Raw genomic sequence first — 21653 nt, forward strand, 5'->3', positions numbered from 1 at the left:
CGGGACACCACGACGATCCCCCGGGCACCAGCGTAACCGCATCCTCCGACGCGCCTCCCGGCGGCGGGTGGGGACTTCTCCCCATGCGGCTGCGGGCGCCGTCGGCGAACTCCCGGGTGCATCCTGAGGGAGCGTCTCAGATGTCGTAGACGTCCCGGCGATGCGCGACACGCACCACGGTCACGAGCACCTGGTCGTCGACCACTTCATACAGCACGCGATAGTCGCCGACCCGCACCCGCCATGCATTGTCGAAGCCGGCGAGCTTGCGCACGCCGTGCGGCCGCGGCTCACGCTCGAGCTCGGAGATACCGGCGAGTACTCGCCGGCGGATCTGCGGGTCCAGCTTGCGGATCTCTCTGGCGGCCGCGGCCGTGAACTCGACCCGATAGCCGCTCACGCGACGTCGGCGCGCAGCTCATCCAGCGAGACGCGAGTGCCGTCATCGGCCGCGCGCGCCGCCGCGAACTCGGCAGAATCGCGGGCCGCTTCGAGTTCTTCGAGCAGTTCGAGATCGTCGACGCTGATCACGACTGCGGTGAGCTTGCCGTGGCGGGTGACTCCGACGCGTTCCGAACCGTACGCCACGCCACCGAGGACGTCGGCCAGGTTGTCGCGGAGATCCTTCGACGGGACGCTGCGGCTGATCGTGTTCACGACCTCAGAGTACCACTTATGTACATAAGTGCACGAAAGTACTAAAGGGTTGGTTCAAGGACGGATGCCGCGCGGCGGCGTCCCACCCACACGACGAAGCACGCGACGCCGATGATCGCGACGGCGATGCCGACGATGTACCCGGCGACGCCGAGGTATTCGCCCGGTACCTTGTGCGGGTTCAGGAAGGGGTACGGGTACCACCATGCCTCGCCCGTCGCGGGCGCGATCACGAGGTTCGCCCTGATCATCGTGTAGACCGCCCAGACGAGCGGGAAGATCGCCGCGATCGCGACCGTGCTCCACGGCAGGCCGCGGCGTCGCGGGGCGAACAGCAGGTCGAGCAGGAGCAGCAGCGGGAAGATCACGTGCAGCACCTCGTTCGACCACGGCACCGTGACGCCCTGTGGGAGCTCGATGCCGCGCAGCAGCGTGTTGTAGACGATGCCCGTGACGATCATGTATGTGCTCGCGCACACGAGGAGCACGGCGAGCCAGCGCGGCTCGCGTTCGTCGTCGCCGCGGTGGCGGATGGCCCATACTGCCGCGATCACGAACACCACGGCCGCGATGATGTTCGAGTCGATCGTGAAGAAGCTCATGAAGTTCCACCAGACGGTGGGGAGATGACTGCCCCAGGGGGTCGGATCGTCTGCGGCGATCTGCAGGGTCAGCGAGAGCTGCGCGATCACCGCCGCGAGTCCGAGCGCCGCGGCTGCGAGTCGTGCGTAGGGCCACCAGGTCGTCATCTCCACCTCCGCGCACACTTTATCGATATGTTGCCCGTCCCGACCTAGACCAGAATCTCGATATATCGCTAGGGTCGGAACCAGAACGGCGGTACGCGCGGCGGAGGGGCCCATATGAGCGACGGCACGGCGGGGAACAGCGGCGGCGAGACGCGCCGGAGGTCGTGGCGCGGGAGGGCCGGACTGAGCATCCAGTCGAAACTCCTCATCATGCTGCTGGCGGTGAGTCTCGCGTCATCCGTGATCGTCGGAACGATCGGCTTCCTCAACGGTCGCCAGTCCCTGCACGATGCGGCCATCGACCAGCTCATCACGATCCGCTCGATGCGCGCCGCCGAGATCACGACGGCGATCGACGCCGTCAAGCGCGACGCGTCGCTGCACTCCCGCAACCTCAGCGCGCAGACGCTGTCGACCACGATCAACGAGGGCTACGCCGAGCTCGAACAGGGCGAGTCCGACCCGGCCGAGCGCGCGGCCCTCGAGACCTACTACGCCGACGTCTTCATCCCCGAGCTCGAGACGCGCACCGGCGACTCCTACGGCGACGAGGCGTTCATCCCGACCTCCGTCGCCGGACAGCACCTCCAGGCCGCGTTCACGACCCAGAACCAGGACTTCGACGGCGACTACGACCTGCTCCTCGACGACAACGACCCCGGAGACGGCTCCGCGTACGCCGCCGCCTCCGACCGCTACGGCGACTACTTCTCGCGGCTCGTGCGCGAAGCCGGCTACGAGGACGCGCTCCTCATGAACCTCGACGGCGACATCGTGTTCTCCGCGTACAAGGGCGTCGAGCTCGGCAGCAACCTCTCGACGGGGCCGTACCGTGACACGATGCTCGCCGACGCCTACGCCGAGGCCATCGCCACGAACTCGGTGAGCACCGTCATCCTGACCGACTTCGAGCGCTGGGTGCCCTCGCTCGGTGTGCCGACCATGTGGGTGATCTCGCCCGTGGGCAACGACAGCCGCGTCACCGGGGCGATGGCGTTCCAGGTGTCGATCGACACGATCAACGACCTCACCACGGGGAACGAGGGATGGAAGGATCAGGGTCTCGGCGACACGGGCGAGGTCTACCTCGTCGGTCGCGACGACCTCATGCGCAGCAATTCGCGCATCCTCATCGAGGATCCCGAGGAGTACGAGAAGCGCGCGGTCAACGGCGGCATCGCCCCGAGCATCGCGGCCCGCGCGGTCGAGGTCGAGGGCACCGTGCTGCTGCAGCCGGTCGACACGAAGGCCGTGCAGGACGCCCAGGCCGGCGAATCCGGCACGACGACCGGACGCGACTACCTCGGCGGCGACAGCGTCACCGCCTACGCTCCTCTCGAGATCGAGGGGCTGGACTGGGTGATCATCGCGCGGATCGACTCCGCCGAGGCGTTCGCTCCCGTGACCGAGTTCACCCGCACCGTGCTGCTCTCACTGCTCGGCATCCTGCTGGGCGTCTCGCTGCTGTCGCTCCTGCTCGCCCAGGTGTTCACGAGACCCGTCCACCGCCTCGTCGGAGCGGTGCATCGTGTGGCCGAGGGCGACCTCGACGTGCAGGTGCCGCAGGGCTCGCGCGACGAGTTCGGCGACCTGGGCAGTGCGTTCAACGACATGGCGTCGAGCCTGCGCATCAAGCAGGAACTGATCGACGAGCAGCAGGACGAGAACGAGCGGCTGCTGCTCACTCTCATGCCCGAGAGCGTCGCCGCGAAGTACAAGAAGGGCGACGAGGCGATCTCGGAGGCGCACGAGAACGTCTCCGTCGTGTTCGCCGAGCTCATCGGCTTCGACGACTACGCGCGCGGTCTGTCGCCCGAGCAGGAGATCAGTCACCTCAACACGCTCATGCGCGGCTTCGACGAGGCCGCCGAGAAGTCCGGAGTCGAGAAGGTGCGCACGCTCCGTGGCGGATACCTGGCGTCGTCGGGACTCATCGTCCCCCGCGTCGACAACGTGCGCCGGAGCGTCGACTTCGCGAAGAGCGTGCTCGGCGTCGTCGAGCGGTTCAACGCCCAGAACGGCACGACGATCGGACTCCGCGCGGGCGTCGACACCGGCACCGTGACGAGCGGTCTGGTCGCACGCACGAGCCTCGCGTACGACCTCTGGGGTGACGCGGTCAACCTCGCGTACCGGGTGCGCTCGGTGACCGGCGACCCGGGTGTGTACGTGAGTCAGACCGTGTACGACCGCACCCGCGAGGTGTTCACGTATACCGAGGCCGGCACGATCGAGGCCCACGGCAAGACCGAGACCGTCTGGAAGGCGGCCTGACATGCTCGAGGACGCGTTCCGCGACGGATGGGGCTGGTGGGTCGTCGCCCTCGCCGTGGGCGTGCCGGTGCTGCTGGTCGTCCTCACCGAGCTGATCAACGGCCTGCGCCGTCGCAACAACCCCGTCGCGGGCCCGCTGCGTCTGCTGCGCAACGGCGTGATCCCGGTCGGGGCGCTGTTCGCCCTGCTGGCGTTCGCGATCCAGTCGCCCGCCGAGCAGGTGTGGACGCGGGTCGTCGCGACCGTGTTCGGCTTCCTCGTGATCCTCCTGCTGCTGTCGTCGTTCAACGTCGCGCTGTTCGCGAACGCGGCGGAGGACTCCTGGCGCAAGCGCATCCCGACGATCTTCGTCGAGATCGCCCGTCTCGTGCTCGTCGCACTCGGGCTCGCGCTGCTCTTCTCCTGGGTCTGGGATGCCGACGTCGGCGGCCTCTTCACGGCGCTCGGCGTCGGCTCGATCGTCATCGGCCTCGCCCTGCAGAACGCGGTCGGCGGCGTGATCTCGGGTCTGCTGCTGCTGTTCGAGCAGCCGTTCAAGATCGGCGACTTCCTCGACGCCGCGGGCGTGCGCGGACGGGTCGTCGAGGTGAACTGGCGCGCCGTGCACATCGACACCGGCTCCGGCATCCAGATCGTCCCGAACTCCAGCCTCTCGGGCGCATCGTTCACGAACCTCTCCGAGCCCGACGGCCCGTACTCGGCCGAGGCGTCGGTGAAGTTCGCGACCGACGATCCGCCGCACGAGGTGATCGCTCTGCTCATCCAGGTCGGCGACGCCCTGCCGATGCTCGCGCCCGGCGAGCGCACGACGGCGAGCTACTCGGGTGCGGGCGCGTTCGGCGTCTCGATCCCCGTGGCCGGACCCGCGGATGCCGGGCGCGCGCTCTCGACCTACCTGTCGTGGCTCTGGTACGCCGCGCGCCGCCACGGATTCGCGCTCGACGGCGACAACACCGACCCGATCGCCGAGCCCGATCGTCTCGCGGAGGCGCTCGCCGCGATCGCGGGCACGCTGCACCTGCACGACGACGACCTCGAGGCCATGCTGCAGGGCTCGCATCTCGAACGCTACGGCGTCGGCGAGGTCGTGCTCGCGAGCGGTGTCGTCCCCGACGAGGTGCGCGTCGTGGTGTCGGGTCGCGCGGTGCTGGCCCTGGACGTCGACGGCGGTCGCGTCGAGTTCGCGACGGCCGAGAAGGGCGACCTCATCGGGCAGACCGCGCTGACCAGAGAGAAGACCCTCGCGGTCACGGTCGCCGGCGAGATCCTCACGGTCGTCGTGCTGCCGCTCGCGACGGTCGACGAGCTGATCCGCACCCGTCCCCGACTGGCGGCCGAGATCGGCGAGTCGCTCGAGCTCAAGCGCAAGCTCGCGGGCGAGATGCTCGACAGCGTGGAGGCGCAGCGGGGAGCGCTGCGGCGCGGCCTCGACAGACGCTGAACCGCGGCGCGATCCCTTCATTCCGGTATCCCGGCATGCTGTGCTGCCGATCGGCCACGTGATCCGTTGCGCGACCTACCATCGTGGTCGGCGTGCGTCCGGAGCACGTGAGGTGGTCGGGAGGTCGCGTGCGTGCGGAGAAGTCGCATCGACGTGGGGCGACGTGGGGCGCGCATCGACGTGCGGCGTGCATCGCCGGGTTCGCGATCCTGCTCGGCGGTGCAGGGGCCTCGGCCGTCGTCGCACCTCCCGACGCGGCGGCGGTGCCGGCGACGGGCGGCGCGGGGCGCTTCCTCGAAGCGATCGACTGGATCGTCTGGGGCGGCGACGGGCAGGCGCTGCCGAACTCGGGGTTCCAGGGGACGACGACCAGGGTGGTCGGCGGCGTCACCGTCACCACGACGTGCACCGCGAGCGACGTCAGCGGCACGCAGGCCGATCAGACGGCGCCGATGCTCACGGCCTACCGTCCGGGCAGCTGGCAGGGCGACGGTCTCGACGAGCTCTACAACATCGGCGGACCGAACGCGTCGAACTCCCTCGTCAACGGTCTGGCGAACGCGGTCAGCGGCAGTCGGGTCGACGTCGACGTCTCGTGCGTCGCCGCCACTGCCTCCGGCGGCCCCGTCCCACTCGCCGGGCTCGTGGTCGCGGACGCCGAGCAGAGCATCACCGAGCCGAATCAGATGGAGTACGTGCAGGCGGCGCCGAGCTCCAGCGCCACGTGGCGGGTGATCGACCGTCATCGGAGCGAGGGATGCACGTCGTCGACCTCGGCGACGCGTGACACGCAGAACGTGCTGCGTCTGGCCGGGCCGCCGTCGCTGTGCGCGGAGGGGCCGACCGCCGTGGCCTTCATGGAGGGGGCCACCTCCGCCCGCATCGAGCTGCAGGGCGGGGGAGTCTCGGCGCTCGCGCTCGGGGTCGTGCTGGTGACCGACTTCGGCGACGCGCCCACGGGGTACGGCGTCGCGGGGCACATCGGATCGCCGACCTATGCCGGGGGGACGCTTCCGGTCGGAACGCCCACGGACGTCAACGACGAGACGTTCCTGCTCGGATGGGCGGGCGGCGGCGCCTTCGGCCTCGGGGCCGAGTTCGATCCGGAGACCGCGGGGATCCCCTCCGTCGGGGCCGACGGCGACGATCTCGACGGCGTCACCGGGGTGTTCGGCCCCGCGGACGACGAGGATGCACTGGCCGACACGTCGATCACGGGCCAGGTGGGCGGCGCATACCGCGCTACCGTGACCTGTCACACGCCGGGCGGCGTCGTCGCCGGATGGATCGACTGGAACATCGACGGTGACTTCGTCGACGATGCGGAGAGGTCTTCCACGGCCGTGTGCCTGCCCGATCGGACCGCCGTCGTGTCGTGGACGATCCCCTCGACGGTCGTCGGTCGAACCGCCGGGGCTGCGACCTACCTGCGCCTGCGCGCCGCGGCCACAGAGGAGGACGTCGCCGCACCCAGCGGCCTCGCCTTCTCGGGCGAAGTCGAGGATCACCGGGTCACTCTGGATCTCACGACGACCGTCGAGATCGTGAAGGAGGTCGAGAGCCGCGCGTCTTCCGCCGACCAGTTCACTGTCGGCCTCGCGCTCGACGGCCTTGCCGTCGCATCCGTCACCACAGCCGGGGCGGATGCGGGCGCCACCACAGGTCGGATGATCGTCGCACCCGGCACGGCCTACGCGGTGACCGACGCGGTCGTCGGGAGCGCGGCGACGCAGTATCTCCCCGGCGTGATCTCGTGCACGGTCGATGACCGGCCGATCGACGCGTCGGGCGCCGCGCCACGGTGGACGATCCCTCCTCTGCTCGCGAACCAGGATGCGAGATGCGTCATCACGAACGAGGCGGTGGCGGCGAGCGTGGCGTTCGACAAGACGTCAGGAGGGCTCGTCGACGCCGACCATTCGGGAGGGCCGAGTGTCGGCGACGTGATCGACTACGCGTTCGAGATCGTCAACACCGGCAACGCCGAGGTCTCGGGGATCGCCGTCGCCGACCCTGCGATCGCGGTCGCATGCCCGTCGACCAAGCTCGCGGCCGGCGCGGCGTTGACCTGCGGCCCGGTCTCGTACACCCTCACTTCGCGAGATCTCGCCGCCGGCCGGGTCGTGAACTCCGCGACCGTCAGCGCGACAGGGCCGGACGGCGACAGGGTGACCGCATCCGACACGGTCACCACCGTGTTCGGCGCGGTCGTGCCGCCGACCGCCGCGCCGCCGTCCGCGCGCCCCGCGGCCGAGGGCCTCGCCGAGTCCGGCGGTGCGGCCGCGGTGGCCGTCGCCGCGCTCGCCGCGCTGGCCGCGGCCGTCGGCGTGCTGCTCGTCGTCGCGCGCCGGCACCACGGCGCCCCATGGCGCTGACCTCCGTGAACCCGGCGCGCAGGAGGGGGCGCCGGCGCGCGGGAGGCGCGCGAACGACCTTCGATAGGATGGGGTCGCCCGAAGAGGGCCAGCTCATCAGCCGGTGGAAACCCGGCGTCAGCAAGGGGGACACCCATGCCAGGAATCGTGATCGTCGGCGTCCAGTGGGGCGACGAGGGCAAGGGGAAGGCCACCGACCTGCTCGGTGAGCGCACCGACTGGGTAGTGAAGTTCAACGGCGGCAACAACGCCGGGCACACGGTGGTGGTCGGCAACGAGAAGTACGCGCTGCACCTGCTGCCGTCCGGCATCCTGTCGCCCGGTGTCACGCCGGTCATCGGCAACGGCGTCGTGATCGACCTCGAGGTGCTGTTCCACGAGCTCGAGGCGCTCGGCGCCCGCGGCATCGACGTCTCCCGCCTGAAGGTGTCGGCCAACGCCCACATCATCACGGCGTACCACCGCACGCTCGACAAGGTCACCGAGCGCTTCCTCGGCAAACGCAACATCGGCACGACCGGCCGCGGTATCGGCCCGGCCTACGCCGACAAGATCAACCGCGTCGGCATCCGCGTGCAGGACCTCTTCGACGAGAACATCCTGCGCCAGAAGGTCGAGGGAGCCCTCGACCAGAAGAACCACCTGCTGGTGAAGGTCTTCAACCGCCGCGCGGTCACGGTCGACGAGATCGTCGAGGAGCTGCTGTCGTACGCCGAGCGGCTGCGACCCATGGTCGCCGACACCGGCTACCTGATCGCCGAGGCGCTCGACCGCGGCGAGGTCGTCGTGTTCGAGGGCGGCCAGGCCACCATGCTCGACATCGACCACGGCACCTACCCCTTCGTGACCTCCTCGACCGCGACGGCCGCGGGCGCGGCATCCGGTTCGGGCGTCGGCCCCGGCGCGCTCGACCGCATCGTCGGCATCGTCAAGGCCTACACGACGCGCGTCGGATCGGGTCCGTTCCCGACAGAGCTGTTCGACGAGCAGGGCGACTGGCTGCGCTCGCGCGGCTTCGAGTTCGGCACCACGACCGGCCGTCCGCGCCGCGTCGGCTGGTACGACGCCCCGATCACGCGCTACGCGACGCGCGTCAACGGCATCACCGACCTCGTGCTCACGAAGCTCGACATCCTCACGGGGCTCGAGCAGATCCCGGTGTGCGTCGCGTATGACGTCGACGGCGAGCGCTTCGACGAGGTGCCCGTCAACCAGACGGACTTCCACCACGCGACGCCGATCCTGGAGTACTTCCCGGGATGGACCGAGGACATCTCGACCGCGCGCACGTTCGATGACCTGCCGAAGAACGCGCAGGACTACGTGCTGGCGCTCGAGGGCATGAGCAATACGCGCATCTCGGTCATCGGCGTCGGCCCCGAGCGCGACCAGGTCGTCGTGCGCACCGACCTGCTCGACTGATCGCGGCATGACCCGGTTCTGGCTGGGCGGCTACGGCGCCGCCATGGAGGGCTCCGCCGACGGCATCGGCCTGCTCGCCGGTGACGAGCAGACGCCGACGAAGCTCTCGTACCGCGGTGCGGTCACGCAGACCGCGTCGCCGTCGTGGCTCGCTCAGCACCCCACCCTCGACGTCGTGTACGCGGCGCAGGAGGGGGATGCCGTGGTGCAGGCGTTCCGGCGCACGGGCGAATCGACGCTGCAGCCCGTCGGAGACCCGGTCGAGGCCGGGCAGTACGTGTGCCACGTCGCGGTCTCGCCCACCGGGACGTATCTGGTCGCCAGCTGCTACGGAGACGGTCGCGTCGTGCGCATCGGCATCGCCGCCGACGGATCGCTCGTCCCGGATGCCGTGAACAGGGCCGCCGAGCTCCGGGCCGCCCTCCTCGGCGAACCGGTCGAGACCTCGGCTCCCGTGGGGGTCGCCGCCGCGGCATCCGATCCCCACGCCGGGGCGCTCACGGCGACCGGCGAGGAGCGCGTCTCGCATGCGCACGCCGCCGCCTTCCTGCCCGACGGTCGCATCGCGACGACCGATCTGGGCTTCGACCTCGTGCGGTTCTGGCGTCCGACTCCGGCCGGGCTCACGCTCGACCACGAGGTGTCGCTGCCGCAGGGCACCGGACCGCGGCACATGGTCGTGCACCCGAGCGGTCACCTGCACGTCGTGACCGAGTACTCGTGCGAGGTGTTCACGCTGGCCGCCGGCCCCGACGGCGTCTGGCGCGTGGTGTCGTCGGTGCTGTCGAGTCCGATCGCCGAGGTGGGCGTCGACTTCCCCGCCGAGCTCGCACGCACGCGTGACGGGCAGTTCCTCTACACGGCGCTGCGCGGCAGCAACACGATCGCCACGCTGCGGGTGCGCGGTGCGGGTGAGACGCTCGAGCCGGTGGCGCTCGCCGACTCCGGCGTCGACTGGCCGCGGCACCACCTCGTGCACGAGGGCAAGCTGCTCGTCGCGGGGCAGCGGTCCGACACGGTCGCCCTGCTCGACCTCGACGAGCGCACCGGCGCCGCGCTCGGCATCCGTCATGTGGCGCAGGCGCCGACGCCCACGCACCTCCTGCCGGTGCGCTGAGCCCGGCCACCTTCCCCCACCCCTTCCCCCACCCCACTTCGGGTGCCTTCCCCCACCCCACTCCGGGGGCCGACACGCCACATCGCGGCCGTATGGGCGGCCTCCGTCCGATATCTGGCGTGTCGGCCCCCGAAGTGACGGCGCGCAATCGTGACGACCGGCCGGATGCTCGCGCTTGACCTCAAGGTAACTTGAGGTTCTACGGTCGAGATCATGACTCTCGACACGGGGACGACCCCGACCATGCGGGCTCCCGGCATCCTGAGCCGTGGCTACCTGTGGATCACGATCGGAGCGTGCGCGCTCGTCTTCCTCGGGGCGTTCGAGTCGCTCGCGGTCACGACCGTGATGCCGACCGTGAGCGCCGACCTCGACGGCGGGCGCCTCTACGCCCTCGCGTTCGCCGGCCCCCTCGCGACCGGGGTGACCGGCATGGTCGTCGCGGGCGACTGGGCCGATCGTCGCGGTCCCGTCGCCCCGCTGTTCGCGGCGGTCGCTCTGTTCGTGCTCGGCCTCCTCGTCGCCGGATTCGCCCCGACGATGGAGGTGCTGGTCGCCGGTCGCTTCGCGCAGGGGCTCGGCAACGGCGGTCTCATGGTCGCGCTGTACGTGGTCGTCGCCCGCGTGTACCCCACGACGCTGCATCCGGCGATCTTCGCGGGTTTCGCTGCCGCGTGGGTGGTGCCATCGCTCGTCGGGCCGACCGTCGCGGGAGCGGTGACCGAGCTGTGGAGTTGGCACTGGGTGTTCCTCGGGGTCGTGCTGCTGGTGATCCCCGCCCTGCTGATGGTCGTACCCGCCCTGCGGGGGCTGGCGGGCGACGGCGATCCGAGCATGCCGTGGGCGCTCGGCCGCCTCGGGTGGTCGGTGCTCGCGGCCGTCGCGGTGCTCGGGCTGAGTCTCGTGGGCGACGTCCCGGGTGCGGGTCCCGTTCTCGCCGCAGTGGCCGTGGTCGTCGCCCTCGTGGCCGTGCGTCCGCTGCTGCCGGCGGGGGCACTGCGGTCGCGGCGCGGCCTCCCCTCCGTCATCCTCGTGCGCGGACTCGGAGCCGCCGGCTTCTTCGGGGCCCAGGTGTACGTGCCTTATCTGCTCACCGACGCCTACGACCTGTCTCCGACCGTCGCGGGCCTCGCCCTCACGGGAGGCGCGCTCACCTGGTCGGCCGCGGCGACCGTGCAGGGTCGCATGGGTGCGCGGCTGTCGAGCGTCGTCGCCGTGCGCCTCGGCACGGCTCTCGTCGCCACGGGGGTCGTCGGGGCGCTCGTCTCGGTTCTCGCTCACGCCCCGCTCGCGGTGATCGTCGTCGCGTGGATCGTCGCAGGAGCGGGGATGGGTCTCATGAGCCCGCGCACCAGTGCCCTCACCCTGGAGATGTCTGCCCCCGAGACGCAGGGCTTCAACAGTTCGGCCATGACCGTCGCAGACTCGTTCGGCAGCGCCCTCGCGCTCGCCGTGACGGGTGTGCTGTTCGCCTCGGCATCCGTCGGGGATCCGTTCGCCGCGGTGTTCGCCCTCGCCGCCGTGATCGCGCTCGCCGCCGCCGTACTCGCCCCTCGGGTCGCGCCGAGGCGCTGAGTCGCGGCATCCTCGGACCGGTATCTTCGCTCGGCCTTATGTGCTTCCCTCGGCCACCGCGCCCGAGAACGGCCGAAGCACGCGCACATGGCCGAGGCAACGGACGACGCGAGGCCGGTCTCGACACGCCGCAGCCGACCCGCCCGGAACAACAGCCCCGTGACTCGGCGTTGGTTCTGAGCAAGACTGGGCGACGGACACGGACCGTCGACGGAGAGGTGACCCCATGGCTGCGGAGACCGAAGAGTACGACCTGATCGTCCTGGGTGGCGGAGCGGTCGGCGAGAACGTCGCGGATCGCGCCGTGCAAGGCGGATTGCGCACGATCATCGTCGAGAGCGAGCTCGTCGGCGGTGAATGCTCGTACTGGGCGTGCATGCCGTCGAAGGCCCTGCTCCGGCCGGCGCAGGCGCTGCGTGCGGCGCAGAAGGTCGGCGGCGCGGCGCAGGCCGTGACCGGCACCCTCGACGTGCGCGCGGTGTTCGACCGCCGCGACTCGTTCACGAGCAACTGGTCGGACGACGGGCAGGTGAAGTGGCTCGAGTCGGCCGGGATTGACCTGGCGCGTGGCCGAGGCCGTCTGATCGGCGAGCGCGAGGTCACGGTGACGGATGCCGACGGCGGCACCCGCGTGATCCGTGCGCGTCATGCGGTCGCGATCAGCACGGGGTCGGACCCCGTCATCCCGCCGATCCCCGGCCTCGCCGACGCAGAGCCCTGGACCAGTCGCGAGGCGACCAGCGCCCAGGAGCTGCCCGCGTCACTGGCGGTGATCGGCGGCGGAGTCGTCGCGGTCGAGATGGCGACCGTGTACGCGTCGCTCGGCTCGACCGTCACCGTGATCGCGCGCGGCGATCTGCTCGGAGCGCTCGAGCCCTTCGTCGGCGACCTCGTCGCGAAGGGCCTCGCCGAGCTCGGCGTCGACGTGCGCACCGGCACCGAGACGACCCGGGTGACCCGCGGCGACGACGGCGTCACGCTCGAACTCGGCGACGGGTCGACGGTCACGGCATCCGAGGTCCTGGTCGCGACCGGGCGTCAGCCGCGCAGCGGCGACCTCGGCCTGGAGGTCGCAGGGCTCGAGCCGGGGCGCTGGATCGAGGTCGACGACACCATGCGCGTCCCCGGATCCGAGTGGCTGTACGCGGTCGGCGACGTCAACGGCCGGGTGCTGCTCACGCACCAGGGCAAGTACCAGGCGCGCGCGGCGGGCGACGTGATCGCGGCGCGTGCACACGGGGATGCCGTCGACGACGCCCCCTGGGGGCGGCACGTCGCGACGGCCGACCACACCGCGGCCCCGCAGGTGACGTTCTCGTACCCGGAGGTCGCGTCGGTCGGCCTGACCGAGGCGCAGGCGCGCGAGGCCGGGCACGAGGTGGCCGTGGTCGACTACGACCTGGGAGCGGTCGCAGGGTCGAGCGTCTACGAAGACGGCTTCGCCGGACAGGCGCGCCTCGTGGTCGACAGCGCGCGCGACGTCGTGCTGGGGGCCACTTTCGTCGGGCCCGAGGTCGCCGAGCTCGTGCAGGCCGCGTCGATCGCCGTCGCGGGGGAGGTGCCGATCGCCCGGCTGTGGCATGCGGTGCCCGCGTACCCGACGGTCAGCGAGATCTGGCTGCGGCTGCTGGAAGGATACGGACGGCAGTCGGCCTGAGCATCCTGCATCCCGGGCCAATCCGTCCGGTGCATCGTGCCGAACAGGACGCGGATTGTTTCTCATATTGACGACCCATGGCGCAAGCCCGCGACGGATGTCGCATCCCTCTTATACGCTCATACCCACATCCGAGGAGGCAGGACCATGAAGGCTGTACTCGCAGGAACCGTCATCGCCGAGGCCGACGAAGGCGATCTCGCCCGCATCGAGGGCAACTGGTACTTCCCGCCCGCGGCGATCGCCGAGGGTGCGCTCGTCGAGAGCCCCACCCCGTACACGTGTCCGTGGAAGGGCGCGGCGCAGTACTACTCCGTGCAGGCGGGCGGCGAGCTGCACACCGATTACGCCTGGTCGTACCCGACGCCCTACCCCTCCGCGTTCGACCGTGTGGGCAAGGACTTCTCGGGCTTCGTCGCGTTCGACCCCCGCGTGCAGATCGAGGCATGACCACCGTCTGGCGGCGCCACGGCGCCGATGTCCGACTCGTCGATCGACCGACTGGAGCACAGCCATGATCGAATTCCGCAACGTCACGAAGAAGTTCCCCGGCGGCGCCGTCGCCGTGAACGACTTCAGTCTGGTTCTGCCATCGCGAAAGACGACCGTCTTCGTCGGGTCGTCGGGATGCGGCAAGACCACCCTGCTCCGCATGATCAACCGCATGGTGGAGCCGACCTCGGGCGAGGTCGAGATCGACGGAGAGAGCGTTCTGACGGGTGACCCGGTCGCCCTCCGCCGCAGCATCGGCTACGTGATGCAGAACTCCGGCCTGATGCCGCACTTCTCGGTGATCGAGAACGTCGCCACCGTGCTCCGCCTGAACGGCGTCAAGAAGGCCCAGGCCCACCAGCGGTCGCGTGAGCTGCTCGACACGGTGGGCCTCGACCAGGCGCTCGCCGACCGGTACCCGAGTCAGCTCTCGGGCGGGCAGCAGCAGCGCGTGGGCGTGGCCCGCGGCCTCGCGGCCGACCCGAACATCCTGCTGATGGACGAGCCGTTCGGTGCCGTCGACCCCATCGTGCGGGCTGACCTGCAGCAGGAGACGCTGCGTCTGCAGCACGAGCTCGACAAGACCGTTGTGTTCGTCACGCACGACATCGACGAGGCGTTCCTGCTCGGCGACCAGGTCGTGATCCTCGACAAGGGCGCCCGCATCGTGCAGGTGGGCAGCCCGAGCGAGATCATCGAGAACCCGGCAGACGACTTCGTCGCGACTTTCATCGGGGCGGATCGCGGACGCCGGGCTCTGCACCTGAAGCAGACACCGCACGGCACCGTGGTCGTCGACTCCGAGGGGCGCACACAGGGTGCGATCGTGGCCGAGGCCGAGAAGGCCGACGGCCCGCTGTCGGGGCCCGACACCGCGGCGCTGGATGCCGTGCAGGGCGGTCACCCGTGAACTGGGTCAGTGACAACCTCGGACTGATCCTCGACCTGACGCTGGTGCACCTGCGCCAGAGCATCATCCCGATCGTGATCGGGTTCGTGCTGTCGCTCCCGCTCGGCTGGGTCGCCTGGCGGTTCCGCCTCGTGCGCGGGCCCATCATCGTGCTCACCGGGCTGCTGTACACGATCCCGTCGCTCGCGCTGCTGATCCTGCTGCCCTCGGTCGCCGGATACTCGGCCCGCAGCGAGTTCAACCTGATCGTGGCCCTCACGATCTACGCGATCGCGATCCTCGTGCGCGCGGTGTCCGACGGCCTCGATTCGGTCGACGACGACGTGCGGCAGGCGGCGACCGCGACCGGGTTCGCCCCGTTCCGGCGCTTCTGGGCCGTGGAGTTCCCGCTCGCGGGCCCGGTGATCCTCGCAGGGCTCAGGGTCACCGCGGTGAGCACGATCTCGCTCGCGACGGTCGGCATCCTGATCGGCGTTCGCAACCTCGGCTACCTGTTCACCAACGGCCTCGACCGCCGCATCATCGCGGAGGTGTTCGCCGGCGTGATCGCCGTCGTGATCATCGCGCTCGTGATCGACCTGATCCTGCTGTTGCTCGGGCGTGCACTCATGCCGTGGACGCGTGCGGCCACCAAGAGCCGCGCGGTCAAGGCGATCGCTGTGGGGGCTCCCGCATGAACCTCTTCGCCGATGCGATCGCCTGGATCACCGCGCCCGAGCAGTGGACCGGCAACTACGCACTGCCCAAGCTGCTGGGCGAGCACCTGACGCTCACGATCATCTCCGTGCTCATCGCGGCAGCGATCGCCGTTCCGATCGGATGGCTCATCGGGCATACCGGGAAGGGACGCGAGATCGCCGTCGCCGTATCGGGCGCCGCACGCGCGATCCCGGCCTTCGGACTCCTGATCCTGCTGGTTCTGCTGCTCGGAGTGCTCCGCGTGCCGGAGGCGGCTGTCATCACCTTCGTGCTGCTCGCGATCCCGTCGCTGCTCGCCGGCGCGTACACAGGTCTCGAGGCGATCGACCGCCGGGTGATCGACGCCGCGAAGTCCATGGGCATGACGGGCTGGCAGGTCTTCTGGAAGGTCGAGGTGCCGCTGGGGCTGCCGCTGCTGGTCGGCGGCATCCGTTCGGCACTCCTGCAGGTGATCGCGACCGTGACGATCGCCGCATACGTCAATCTCGGCGGTCTCGGATACCCCATCATCCAGGGCATCCCGCTGCAGCGGTTCGACCAGGTGCTGGCGGGGGCGATCCTCGTCGCTCTGCTCGCGCTCCTGGTCGACCTGCTCCTCGCCGCCGCCCAGCACGCCGCCGTCCCGGCCGGGCTGCGCACCGCGCAGTCGACGCGACGACGCGACCGTGAGAGCGCCGCGTCGACGGCATCCGCGGCCGCCACCGCCTGACCCCCGAACCCTTCGTCACACAGCAGCAGTTCCAGAGAAGAGGAAGTCCATGTTCACATCACGAGGCAAGCGTTCCGTCTTCGCCGTCGGCCTGGTGGCCGCGGCGGCACTCGCCCTCTCGGCGTGCGGCTCGAGCAATCCGCTCGAGGAGCCGTCGGACTCGGGCAGCGACTCGGGCGGCGGCGACACGATCGTCATCGGCTCGCAGGCGTACTACTCCAACGAGATCATCGCCGAGATCTATGCGCAGGCACTCGAGGCCTCGGGACTCACGGTCGATCGCCAGTTCAGCATCGGGCAGCGCGACGCGTACATGCCCGACGTCGAGTCCGGCGCGATCGACGTGTTCCCCGAGTACACGGGCAGCCTGCTCGAGTTCATCTCCGATGACGAGGTCACCGTCACGAGCCCCGACGATGTCTTCGCGGCACTGCAGGATGCACTGCCCGACGGCCTCGAGGCGCTCGACTTCGCCGAGGCCACCGACCAGGACTCCTACACGGTGCTGAGGAGCTTCGCCGAGGAGAACGACCTCACCTCGATCGGCGACCTCAAGAACGTCACGACGCCGGTCACGATCGGCGCCGCGCCCGAGTTCGAGCAGCGTCCGTACAGCCCGGCCCGCGCCAAGGAGGTCTACGGCGTCGACCTGGCGTTCTCGGCCACCGGACCGACCACGCTCGAGTCGCTGCTCGCCGGAGCGATCCAGGTGGGCGACATCTACACGGCCGACCCGGCGTTCGAGACCGAGGACATCGTGGCCCTGGAAGACCCCGAGAACCTCATCATCTCGTCGAACGTCGTGCCGATCGTGTCGAGCGACGTCGCCGACGAGGTCTCCGACGTGCTGAACGCGATCAGCGCCAAGCTGACCGGCGAGGAGCTCGTCGCGCTCAACGTGCAGAGCACGGTCGACGAGAAGTCGGCGGCCGACATCGCCAAGCAGTGGCTGACCGACAACGACCTTCTCTGAGTCGTCGTCTCATACGAAGCGCCCGGGGCCTCGGCCCCGGGCGCTTCTGCGTGCCTCGTCGGCTAGACCCGGGCATCCTGCCGGGGGATCCACACCTGCTTGATGATGATGAGGATGGATGCCGCGACCGGCACCGCCACGAGAGCGCCGAGGAGGCCGAGCAGGGTGCCGCCGGCGAGAGCGCCGATCACGACGAGCGATCCGGGGATCGCGATCGCCCGGTTCATCACCCGCGGCGTGATGACATATGCCTCGATCTGCATGTAGATCAGGTAGACGATCGCGAAGATCAGCGCGCCGAGGGGATTCGTGAACAGCGCGAGCACGGAGCCGATGATCCAGAACATCACCGAACCGACGAGGGGAATCAGGGTGATGCAGAACGCGACGGTCGCCATGAGCGGGGGGAACGGCAGCCCGAGGAACAGGTACAGCAGGAAGGCGAGGATCGCGTTGAAGAACGCGAGCACGACCATTCCCATGACGTAGCCGCCGACGGAATCGGTGATCTGATCGGTGATGTCGCCGGCGCGTGCGCGGTCGCGGGCCGGCGCGAGCCGCAGCAGGCCGGTCTTGATCATCGGCAGCGTCGCGACGAAGTACAGCGTGAGCACGAGCACGACGATCGTTCCCGAGATGGCGGTCGCGATCGAGGCGCCGATCTGCAGGGCGCCGCCGCCGATAGCCGCGATGTTGCCGGGGTCGGTGAGGAACGCCTGCACGTCGGCGACGAGGTCTTCGAACTGGTCGCCGAACTGCCGCTCGAGGGTCGCGTAGACGTCGCTGCGGGTGAACTCGTGGATCATGCCCGGCACCGACCGCACGAAGCTCGCGATCTGCTCGATCACGATCGGCACGACCATCCAGAGGATGAGTCCGACGACCACCATGAGGGCGAGGATCACGGCCACCACGGCGACCGCGCGCGACAGGCCCCGCCGCTCGAGGAAGCGCACCGAGGGGTCGAGGCCCAGTGCGGCGAAGAGCGCGAGAGCGATGTAGATCAGCACGGTCGACAGGTTCGACAGGGCGAGCCCCAGCAGGATCGCGGCGAGTCCGCCGAGCGTCACGAGGAACCCGAACACGAACGGACGGTCGATACGCGTCCAGAACGAGCGGCTCGGCGTCATGGGCTCGATCACCACGGCGCGCGGGACGGGTCCGACGGCCGCATCGGGCGAGGGGTCGGGTGACGGCTCGGGAGCGGATGCCGGAGCGGCCGGCGTCTCGGACGAGGACTGCTCTTCTTCGCTCATGTGCATCACGATAGCGCCGGGCATCGTGCTCGCCGAGAGGGCGCGGCCGCTCGCCCGTAGAGTGGGGGCATGACCGCCGCCGAAGATCCCCGGGCCGAACTCCTGCGCCTCCGCTCCAGCATCGACAACATCGACGCCGCGCTCATCTTCATGCTCGCTGAGCGCTTCCGGGCGACGCAGCAGGTGGGGCGCCTCAAGGCGGATCACGAGATGCCGGCATCCGATCCCGGTCGCGAGGAGCAGCAGGTCGCGCGCCTGCGTGCTCTGGCCGAGGACGCGCACCTCGACCCCGAGTTCGCGGAGAAGTGGTTCAACTTCGTGGTCGCCGAGGTCATCCGGCACCACACCGAAGCCGCCGAAGGCCGTTGAGGTGAACCGGGTCTTCCGGGCGAACGACGATGTGTGCAGCACCCGCTCGCCCGGGACCCGACTTAGTTCAGTGACTAAACTATGACCGAGGGTACGCAGACGCCCCTCGCGTGTCAACCTTCCGACGCCCCGGAGCGCACATCATGCTGATCGGCGACGACGCCCCCGAGACGCAGGCATCCGTGCGTCGTGCGAATCTGCGTCGTGCCCTGCAGCTCGTGTTCGACGAGAACGGCGCGCAGACGCGGGCCGGCATCGCCCGCGCGACCGGGCTCACCGCCGCCACGTCGTCGTCGCTCGTCGCCGAGCTCATCGACGACAGGCTCGTCGTCGAGGGAGCGCAGGCCGCGAGCACCGGCGGGAAGAGAGCCACCACGCTCGGCGTCGACGCCTCGCACCACCTGATCCTCGTGGTGGTGATCCGTCCCACCGATGCGCGCCTCTCGCTGATCGCTCTCGACGGCGCCGAGATCGACGCGCGTCGCGTCGACTACACGCTCCGCACGCGGGATCGCATCCTCGATGCCGCGCTCTCGAAGGTCGCCGAGGACTATGCCGGTCGTCTGCTCATCGTGGGAGCGCAGCTGCCCGGTACCACGGACGGTCGTCGAGTGCTCGAGAGCGTTCAGCTCGATTGGCGCGACATCGCCCTCGCCGACCGCTTCGAGGAGATCCTCGGGGTCCCCGTGCTGCTCGTGAACGACGTGGATGCCGAGGCGATCGCCGAGGCGGCCGTGACCGAGACGTCGGTCGGGTATCGGCTGTTCATCCACATCGGCGGCGGCATCGGCGCGGCCGTGACGCTCGACGGCGAACTCGCGCCGGGCCCCCGTGATCGAGCGGGTGAGATCGGGCACGTGCAGGTCGTCTTCGACGACCCGCGCCCCTGCGAGTGCGGACGCCAGGGATGCCTCGAGACCGAGGCCTCGCTGACCGCGCTGCTCGGCCCGGGGTTCCGCGACGCGCTCGACGACGGGGCCATCTCCGGCCTCGCCGCGGCCGCTGATCCCGCCCGGCTGGCGGCGGGGGCTCGCGCGATCGGTCGCGTCGTGAAACTCATCGCCGCGGTGCTCGACGCCGCCGAGGTCGTGATCGGCGGGCCGGCTCGTGTGCTCGGCGACCCCTTCCTCGCTCTGGTGCAGGCCGAGGTCGACTATCTCGCCACCGGCACCGTGAACGTGCCGGTGCGCTACGCCGACGCCCGCGCGTCGATCGCCACGGGTGTCGCGCAGGTCGCGCTGTCGAGCGCGCTCGGTGTGCGCTGGAGCCCGGCGCAGCTGCGCACGGCATCCGCCCCCGCGACCTGAACGCGGTGCCGTCAGGGGTTGCCGTCCGGAGTAATCCACAGATGCCGAGGTCGCAGACCACTGCCGTCGTTCAACTGTGATCATGATGAGCATGAGTGCGCCGGATCTCTCGACTGAGCTGATGACGCACTTTCGCGAGTCGGGTGCTGAGAAGCACACCACGATCCTGTTGGGCGCGGGCGCGTCGACGACTTCCGGACTTCCCGGGTGGGACGACCTGGTGAGTCGGCTTCTTCTCGGAAGCGGAGCCGTACCCGATCGCAAGAGCGCCGAGCTCCTTCTTCAGCGGCAGGATCCGTTGATCGTGGCCGAGGCCGCACGCGCGGGATACGGAGACTCCTGGTTGGAGAAGGTGCGCAACGAGTTGTACAGGGTCGCCGCACCGCCTGAGAGTTCTCCTCTGCACCGAGCAGCGGTATCGCATGCTCTCACCGGGCGGCCTGGGCAGACGAGTCTCGTGACGTTGAACTTCGACACACTCCTCGAAGGTGCACTCGAAGACGAGAGAGCAGCCGGCGGCGACGATACATCTCCGGCGCCGATCGTCCATCATCTGCACGGAGTGATCAGCCCCACGCAGACAAAGGACGTCATCTTCACCCTGACGGACTTCCTCGATGTTCTCGGTGACCAGACATCCTGGCAACGGACGTATCTGCATGATGCTCTCTCGAAGGGAGCACTGGTCATCGCGGGCACGTCGTATCGAGATCCTGACGTGCGGCAGTGGTTTCACACAGCGAAGAAGTCCGCGCCGCGCGGACACGCAGCGCTCGTGATCCTGGCCCGCGAGGGCTTTCGTCTCGATCGCTCCCACTTCGCGTCACTCAAGGGCGCCCTCCGCGATCAATGGGCGGCAGTCGGACTCCGCGCCGTGCTCGTCGACGATCACGCAGACGCGGCGCAGGCCATACGCGAGCTACGGCATGTGAACGAACCGAACTATCTCGCGCCGCAACAGCGAGCGAGGGCGATGTGGGAGCGTCATCGTGATCGCTTCGCCGAACTGCAGTCGGAGTACGCCGCACTACTGGTGGATCAGGCCGATCGAATGAGGTCGGTGTTCGACGTCGACAGGTTGAACGTCTCTTTGTGGCTCTCAGACGGGGAGGGGCGATTGGTTCGCTGGGCGGCTGACGATCGGGTGTACCGCGACGTCAGTGCATTGCGCTCGGTGGAATCCGGATACGACAGCTCGTGGGTCGCGGGCCGTGCTCTCAGTACCGAGTCCTTGCTCATCCAGGATCTGGAGCCCGCAGGTACACGCCGGTGGCGCTCTGTCGCGGCAGTGTCGATCCCTATCGACCATCCATCGCATCCGCCGATGTCGGCAGCCGTCGTCACAATCGGGTTGCCTGGAGAAGCGCGCGAATACGAAGCCTCGTCGTTCCTCTGGGTGAAGCAACTCTCGCACATCGGAGACTCGTGGAGCGTCAGGCTGTCCGCGACCGCTTTCGACAGTGCAGGGTTACCATCTGAGGAAGGGAAGTGAGAGCGATGGCTACATCGAGCAGTTCGTACCAGAACTTGGGGGATGGTGTTTTCCGCGTGAGTGGCATGTCGCGCAGCGCCATCACCGGTCGCTACGGTTCGCAGGCGAGCTCGTCGCGGCATCCCCGGAGCGCTCCCGAGCGCCAGGCCTCCTCGACGCCCGACGTCGAGAATGGACGA

General features: G+C 69.5%; 19 protein-coding genes. 15 read left to right on the top strand and 4 right to left on the bottom strand.

The genetic code is table 11. The annotated features are described in order from the left end of the window. Positions 1-136: 136 nt before the first annotated feature. Genes ACIPYT_RS05130 through ACIPYT_RS05140 form a run of 3 tightly spaced genes read right to left on the bottom strand, consistent with a single transcriptional unit; the run spans position 137 to position 1406 of the window. Positions 137-400 (bottom strand): type II toxin-antitoxin system RelE/ParE family toxin, encoded by a 264-nt coding sequence (locus tag ACIPYT_RS05130; RefSeq protein WP_401071275.1) that lies wholly within the window; start codon positions 398-400, stop codon positions 137-139. Then, the gene (locus tag ACIPYT_RS05135; RefSeq protein ID WP_401071277.1) at positions 397-657 is read right to left on the bottom strand and encodes a type II toxin-antitoxin system Phd/YefM family antitoxin; all 261 of its coding nucleotides are present in this window, start codon (positions 655-657) and stop codon (positions 397-399) included. The genes ACIPYT_RS05130 and ACIPYT_RS05135 overlap by 4 nt, the downstream gene beginning before the upstream one ends. A gap of 41 nt (positions 658-698) precedes the next feature. Beyond that, positions 699-1406 carry a Pr6Pr family membrane protein gene (locus ACIPYT_RS05140; RefSeq protein ID WP_401071279.1) on the bottom strand — a complete coding sequence of 236 codons (708 nt, stop codon included), beginning with the start codon at positions 1404-1406 and terminating at the stop codon, positions 699-701. Between the two features lie 114 nt (positions 1407-1520). On the opposite strand from ACIPYT_RS05140, the gene ACIPYT_RS05145 reads away from it, so the two are divergent. The 12 genes from ACIPYT_RS05145 (at position 1521) to ACIPYT_RS05200 (ending at position 17050) form a co-directional block, all read left to right on the top strand. Then, a complete protein-coding gene (locus ACIPYT_RS05145; RefSeq protein ID WP_401071281.1) occupies positions 1521-3680 on the top strand; it encodes an adenylate/guanylate cyclase domain-containing protein in 2160 nt (719 codons plus the stop codon). Between the two features lies 1 nt (position 3681). Further along, positions 3682-5121 carry a mechanosensitive ion channel domain-containing protein gene (locus ACIPYT_RS05150; protein ID WP_401071283.1) on the top strand — a complete coding sequence of 480 codons (1440 nt, stop codon included), beginning with the start codon at positions 3682-3684 and terminating at the stop codon, positions 5119-5121. A gap of 128 nt (positions 5122-5249) precedes the next feature. Beyond that, positions 5250-7496 carry a CshA/CshB family fibrillar adhesin-related protein gene (locus ACIPYT_RS05155; RefSeq protein WP_401071285.1) on the top strand — a complete coding sequence of 749 codons (2247 nt, stop codon included), beginning with the start codon at positions 5250-5252 and terminating at the stop codon, positions 7494-7496. 135 nt (positions 7497-7631) lie between these two features. Further along, the gene (locus ACIPYT_RS05160) at positions 7632-8918 is read left to right on the top strand and encodes an adenylosuccinate synthase (protein WP_401071287.1); all 1287 of its coding nucleotides are present in this window, start codon (positions 7632-7634) and stop codon (positions 8916-8918) included. Between the two features lie 7 nt (positions 8919-8925). Beyond that, positions 8926-10035: a lactonase family protein gene (locus tag ACIPYT_RS05165; protein WP_401071289.1), complete on the top strand. Its 1110-nt coding sequence runs from the start codon at positions 8926-8928 to the stop codon at positions 10033-10035. A gap of 213 nt (positions 10036-10248) precedes the next feature. Further along, positions 10249-11610: an MFS transporter gene (locus ACIPYT_RS05170; RefSeq protein ID WP_401071291.1), complete on the top strand. Its 1362-nt coding sequence runs from the start codon at positions 10249-10251 to the stop codon at positions 11608-11610. A 226-nt stretch (positions 11611-11836) separates the two neighbouring features. Next, positions 11837-13267: a dihydrolipoyl dehydrogenase family protein gene (locus ACIPYT_RS05175; RefSeq protein WP_401071293.1), complete on the top strand. Its 1431-nt coding sequence runs from the start codon at positions 11837-11839 to the stop codon at positions 13265-13267. A 147-nt stretch (positions 13268-13414) separates the two neighbouring features. Further along, positions 13415-13717, top strand: a complete 303-nt coding sequence (locus ACIPYT_RS05180) for a DUF427 domain-containing protein (protein WP_401071295.1) — start codon at positions 13415-13417, stop codon at positions 13715-13717. 64 nt (positions 13718-13781) lie between these two features. Next, positions 13782-14669 (top strand): ABC transporter ATP-binding protein, encoded by an 888-nt coding sequence (locus tag ACIPYT_RS05185; protein WP_401071297.1) that lies wholly within the window; start codon positions 13782-13784, stop codon positions 14667-14669. Continuing rightward, positions 14666-15346, top strand: a complete 681-nt coding sequence (locus ACIPYT_RS05190) for an ABC transporter permease (protein WP_401071299.1) — start codon at positions 14666-14668, stop codon at positions 15344-15346. Before ACIPYT_RS05185 ends, ACIPYT_RS05190 begins: the two co-directional genes overlap by 4 nt. Then, entirely contained in the window at positions 15343-16077 is a 735-nt protein-coding gene (locus ACIPYT_RS05195) for an ABC transporter permease (protein ID WP_401071300.1), read from the top strand. The genes ACIPYT_RS05190 and ACIPYT_RS05195 overlap by 4 nt, the downstream gene beginning before the upstream one ends. A 49-nt stretch (positions 16078-16126) precedes the next feature. Beyond that, entirely contained in the window at positions 16127-17050 is a 924-nt protein-coding gene (locus ACIPYT_RS05200) for an ABC transporter substrate-binding protein (protein ID WP_401071302.1), read from the top strand. Positions 17051-17112: 62 nt separating this feature from the next. On the opposite strand, the gene ACIPYT_RS05205 is transcribed toward ACIPYT_RS05200, so the two are convergent. Continuing rightward, on the bottom strand, positions 17113-18306 hold the full coding sequence (locus ACIPYT_RS05205; protein WP_401071303.1) for an AI-2E family transporter: 1194 nt from the start codon (positions 18304-18306) through the stop codon (positions 17113-17115). A gap of 69 nt (positions 18307-18375) precedes the next feature. On the opposite strand from ACIPYT_RS05205, the gene ACIPYT_RS05210 reads away from it, so the two are divergent. The 3 genes from ACIPYT_RS05210 to ACIPYT_RS05220 all read left to right on the top strand — a co-directional run bounded on the left by ACIPYT_RS05210 (position 18376) and on the right by ACIPYT_RS05220 (position 21474). Next, positions 18376-18675: a chorismate mutase gene (locus ACIPYT_RS05210; RefSeq protein WP_401071305.1), complete on the top strand. Its 300-nt coding sequence runs from the start codon at positions 18376-18378 to the stop codon at positions 18673-18675. Between the two features lie 110 nt (positions 18676-18785). Further along, on the top strand, positions 18786-19982 hold the full coding sequence (locus tag ACIPYT_RS05215) for an ROK family protein (protein WP_401071307.1): 1197 nt from the start codon (positions 18786-18788) through the stop codon (positions 19980-19982). A gap of 82 nt (positions 19983-20064) precedes the next feature. Next, entirely contained in the window at positions 20065-21474 is a 1410-nt protein-coding gene (locus ACIPYT_RS05220; protein ID WP_401071309.1) for an SIR2 family protein, read from the top strand. Positions 21475-21653 lie beyond the last annotated feature (179 nt).

The sequence above is a fragment of the Microbacterium sp. NPDC089695 genome (assembly GCF_044749085.1).
In the GTDB taxonomy this organism is placed as follows: domain Bacteria; phylum Actinomycetota; class Actinomycetes; order Actinomycetales; family Microbacteriaceae; genus Microbacterium.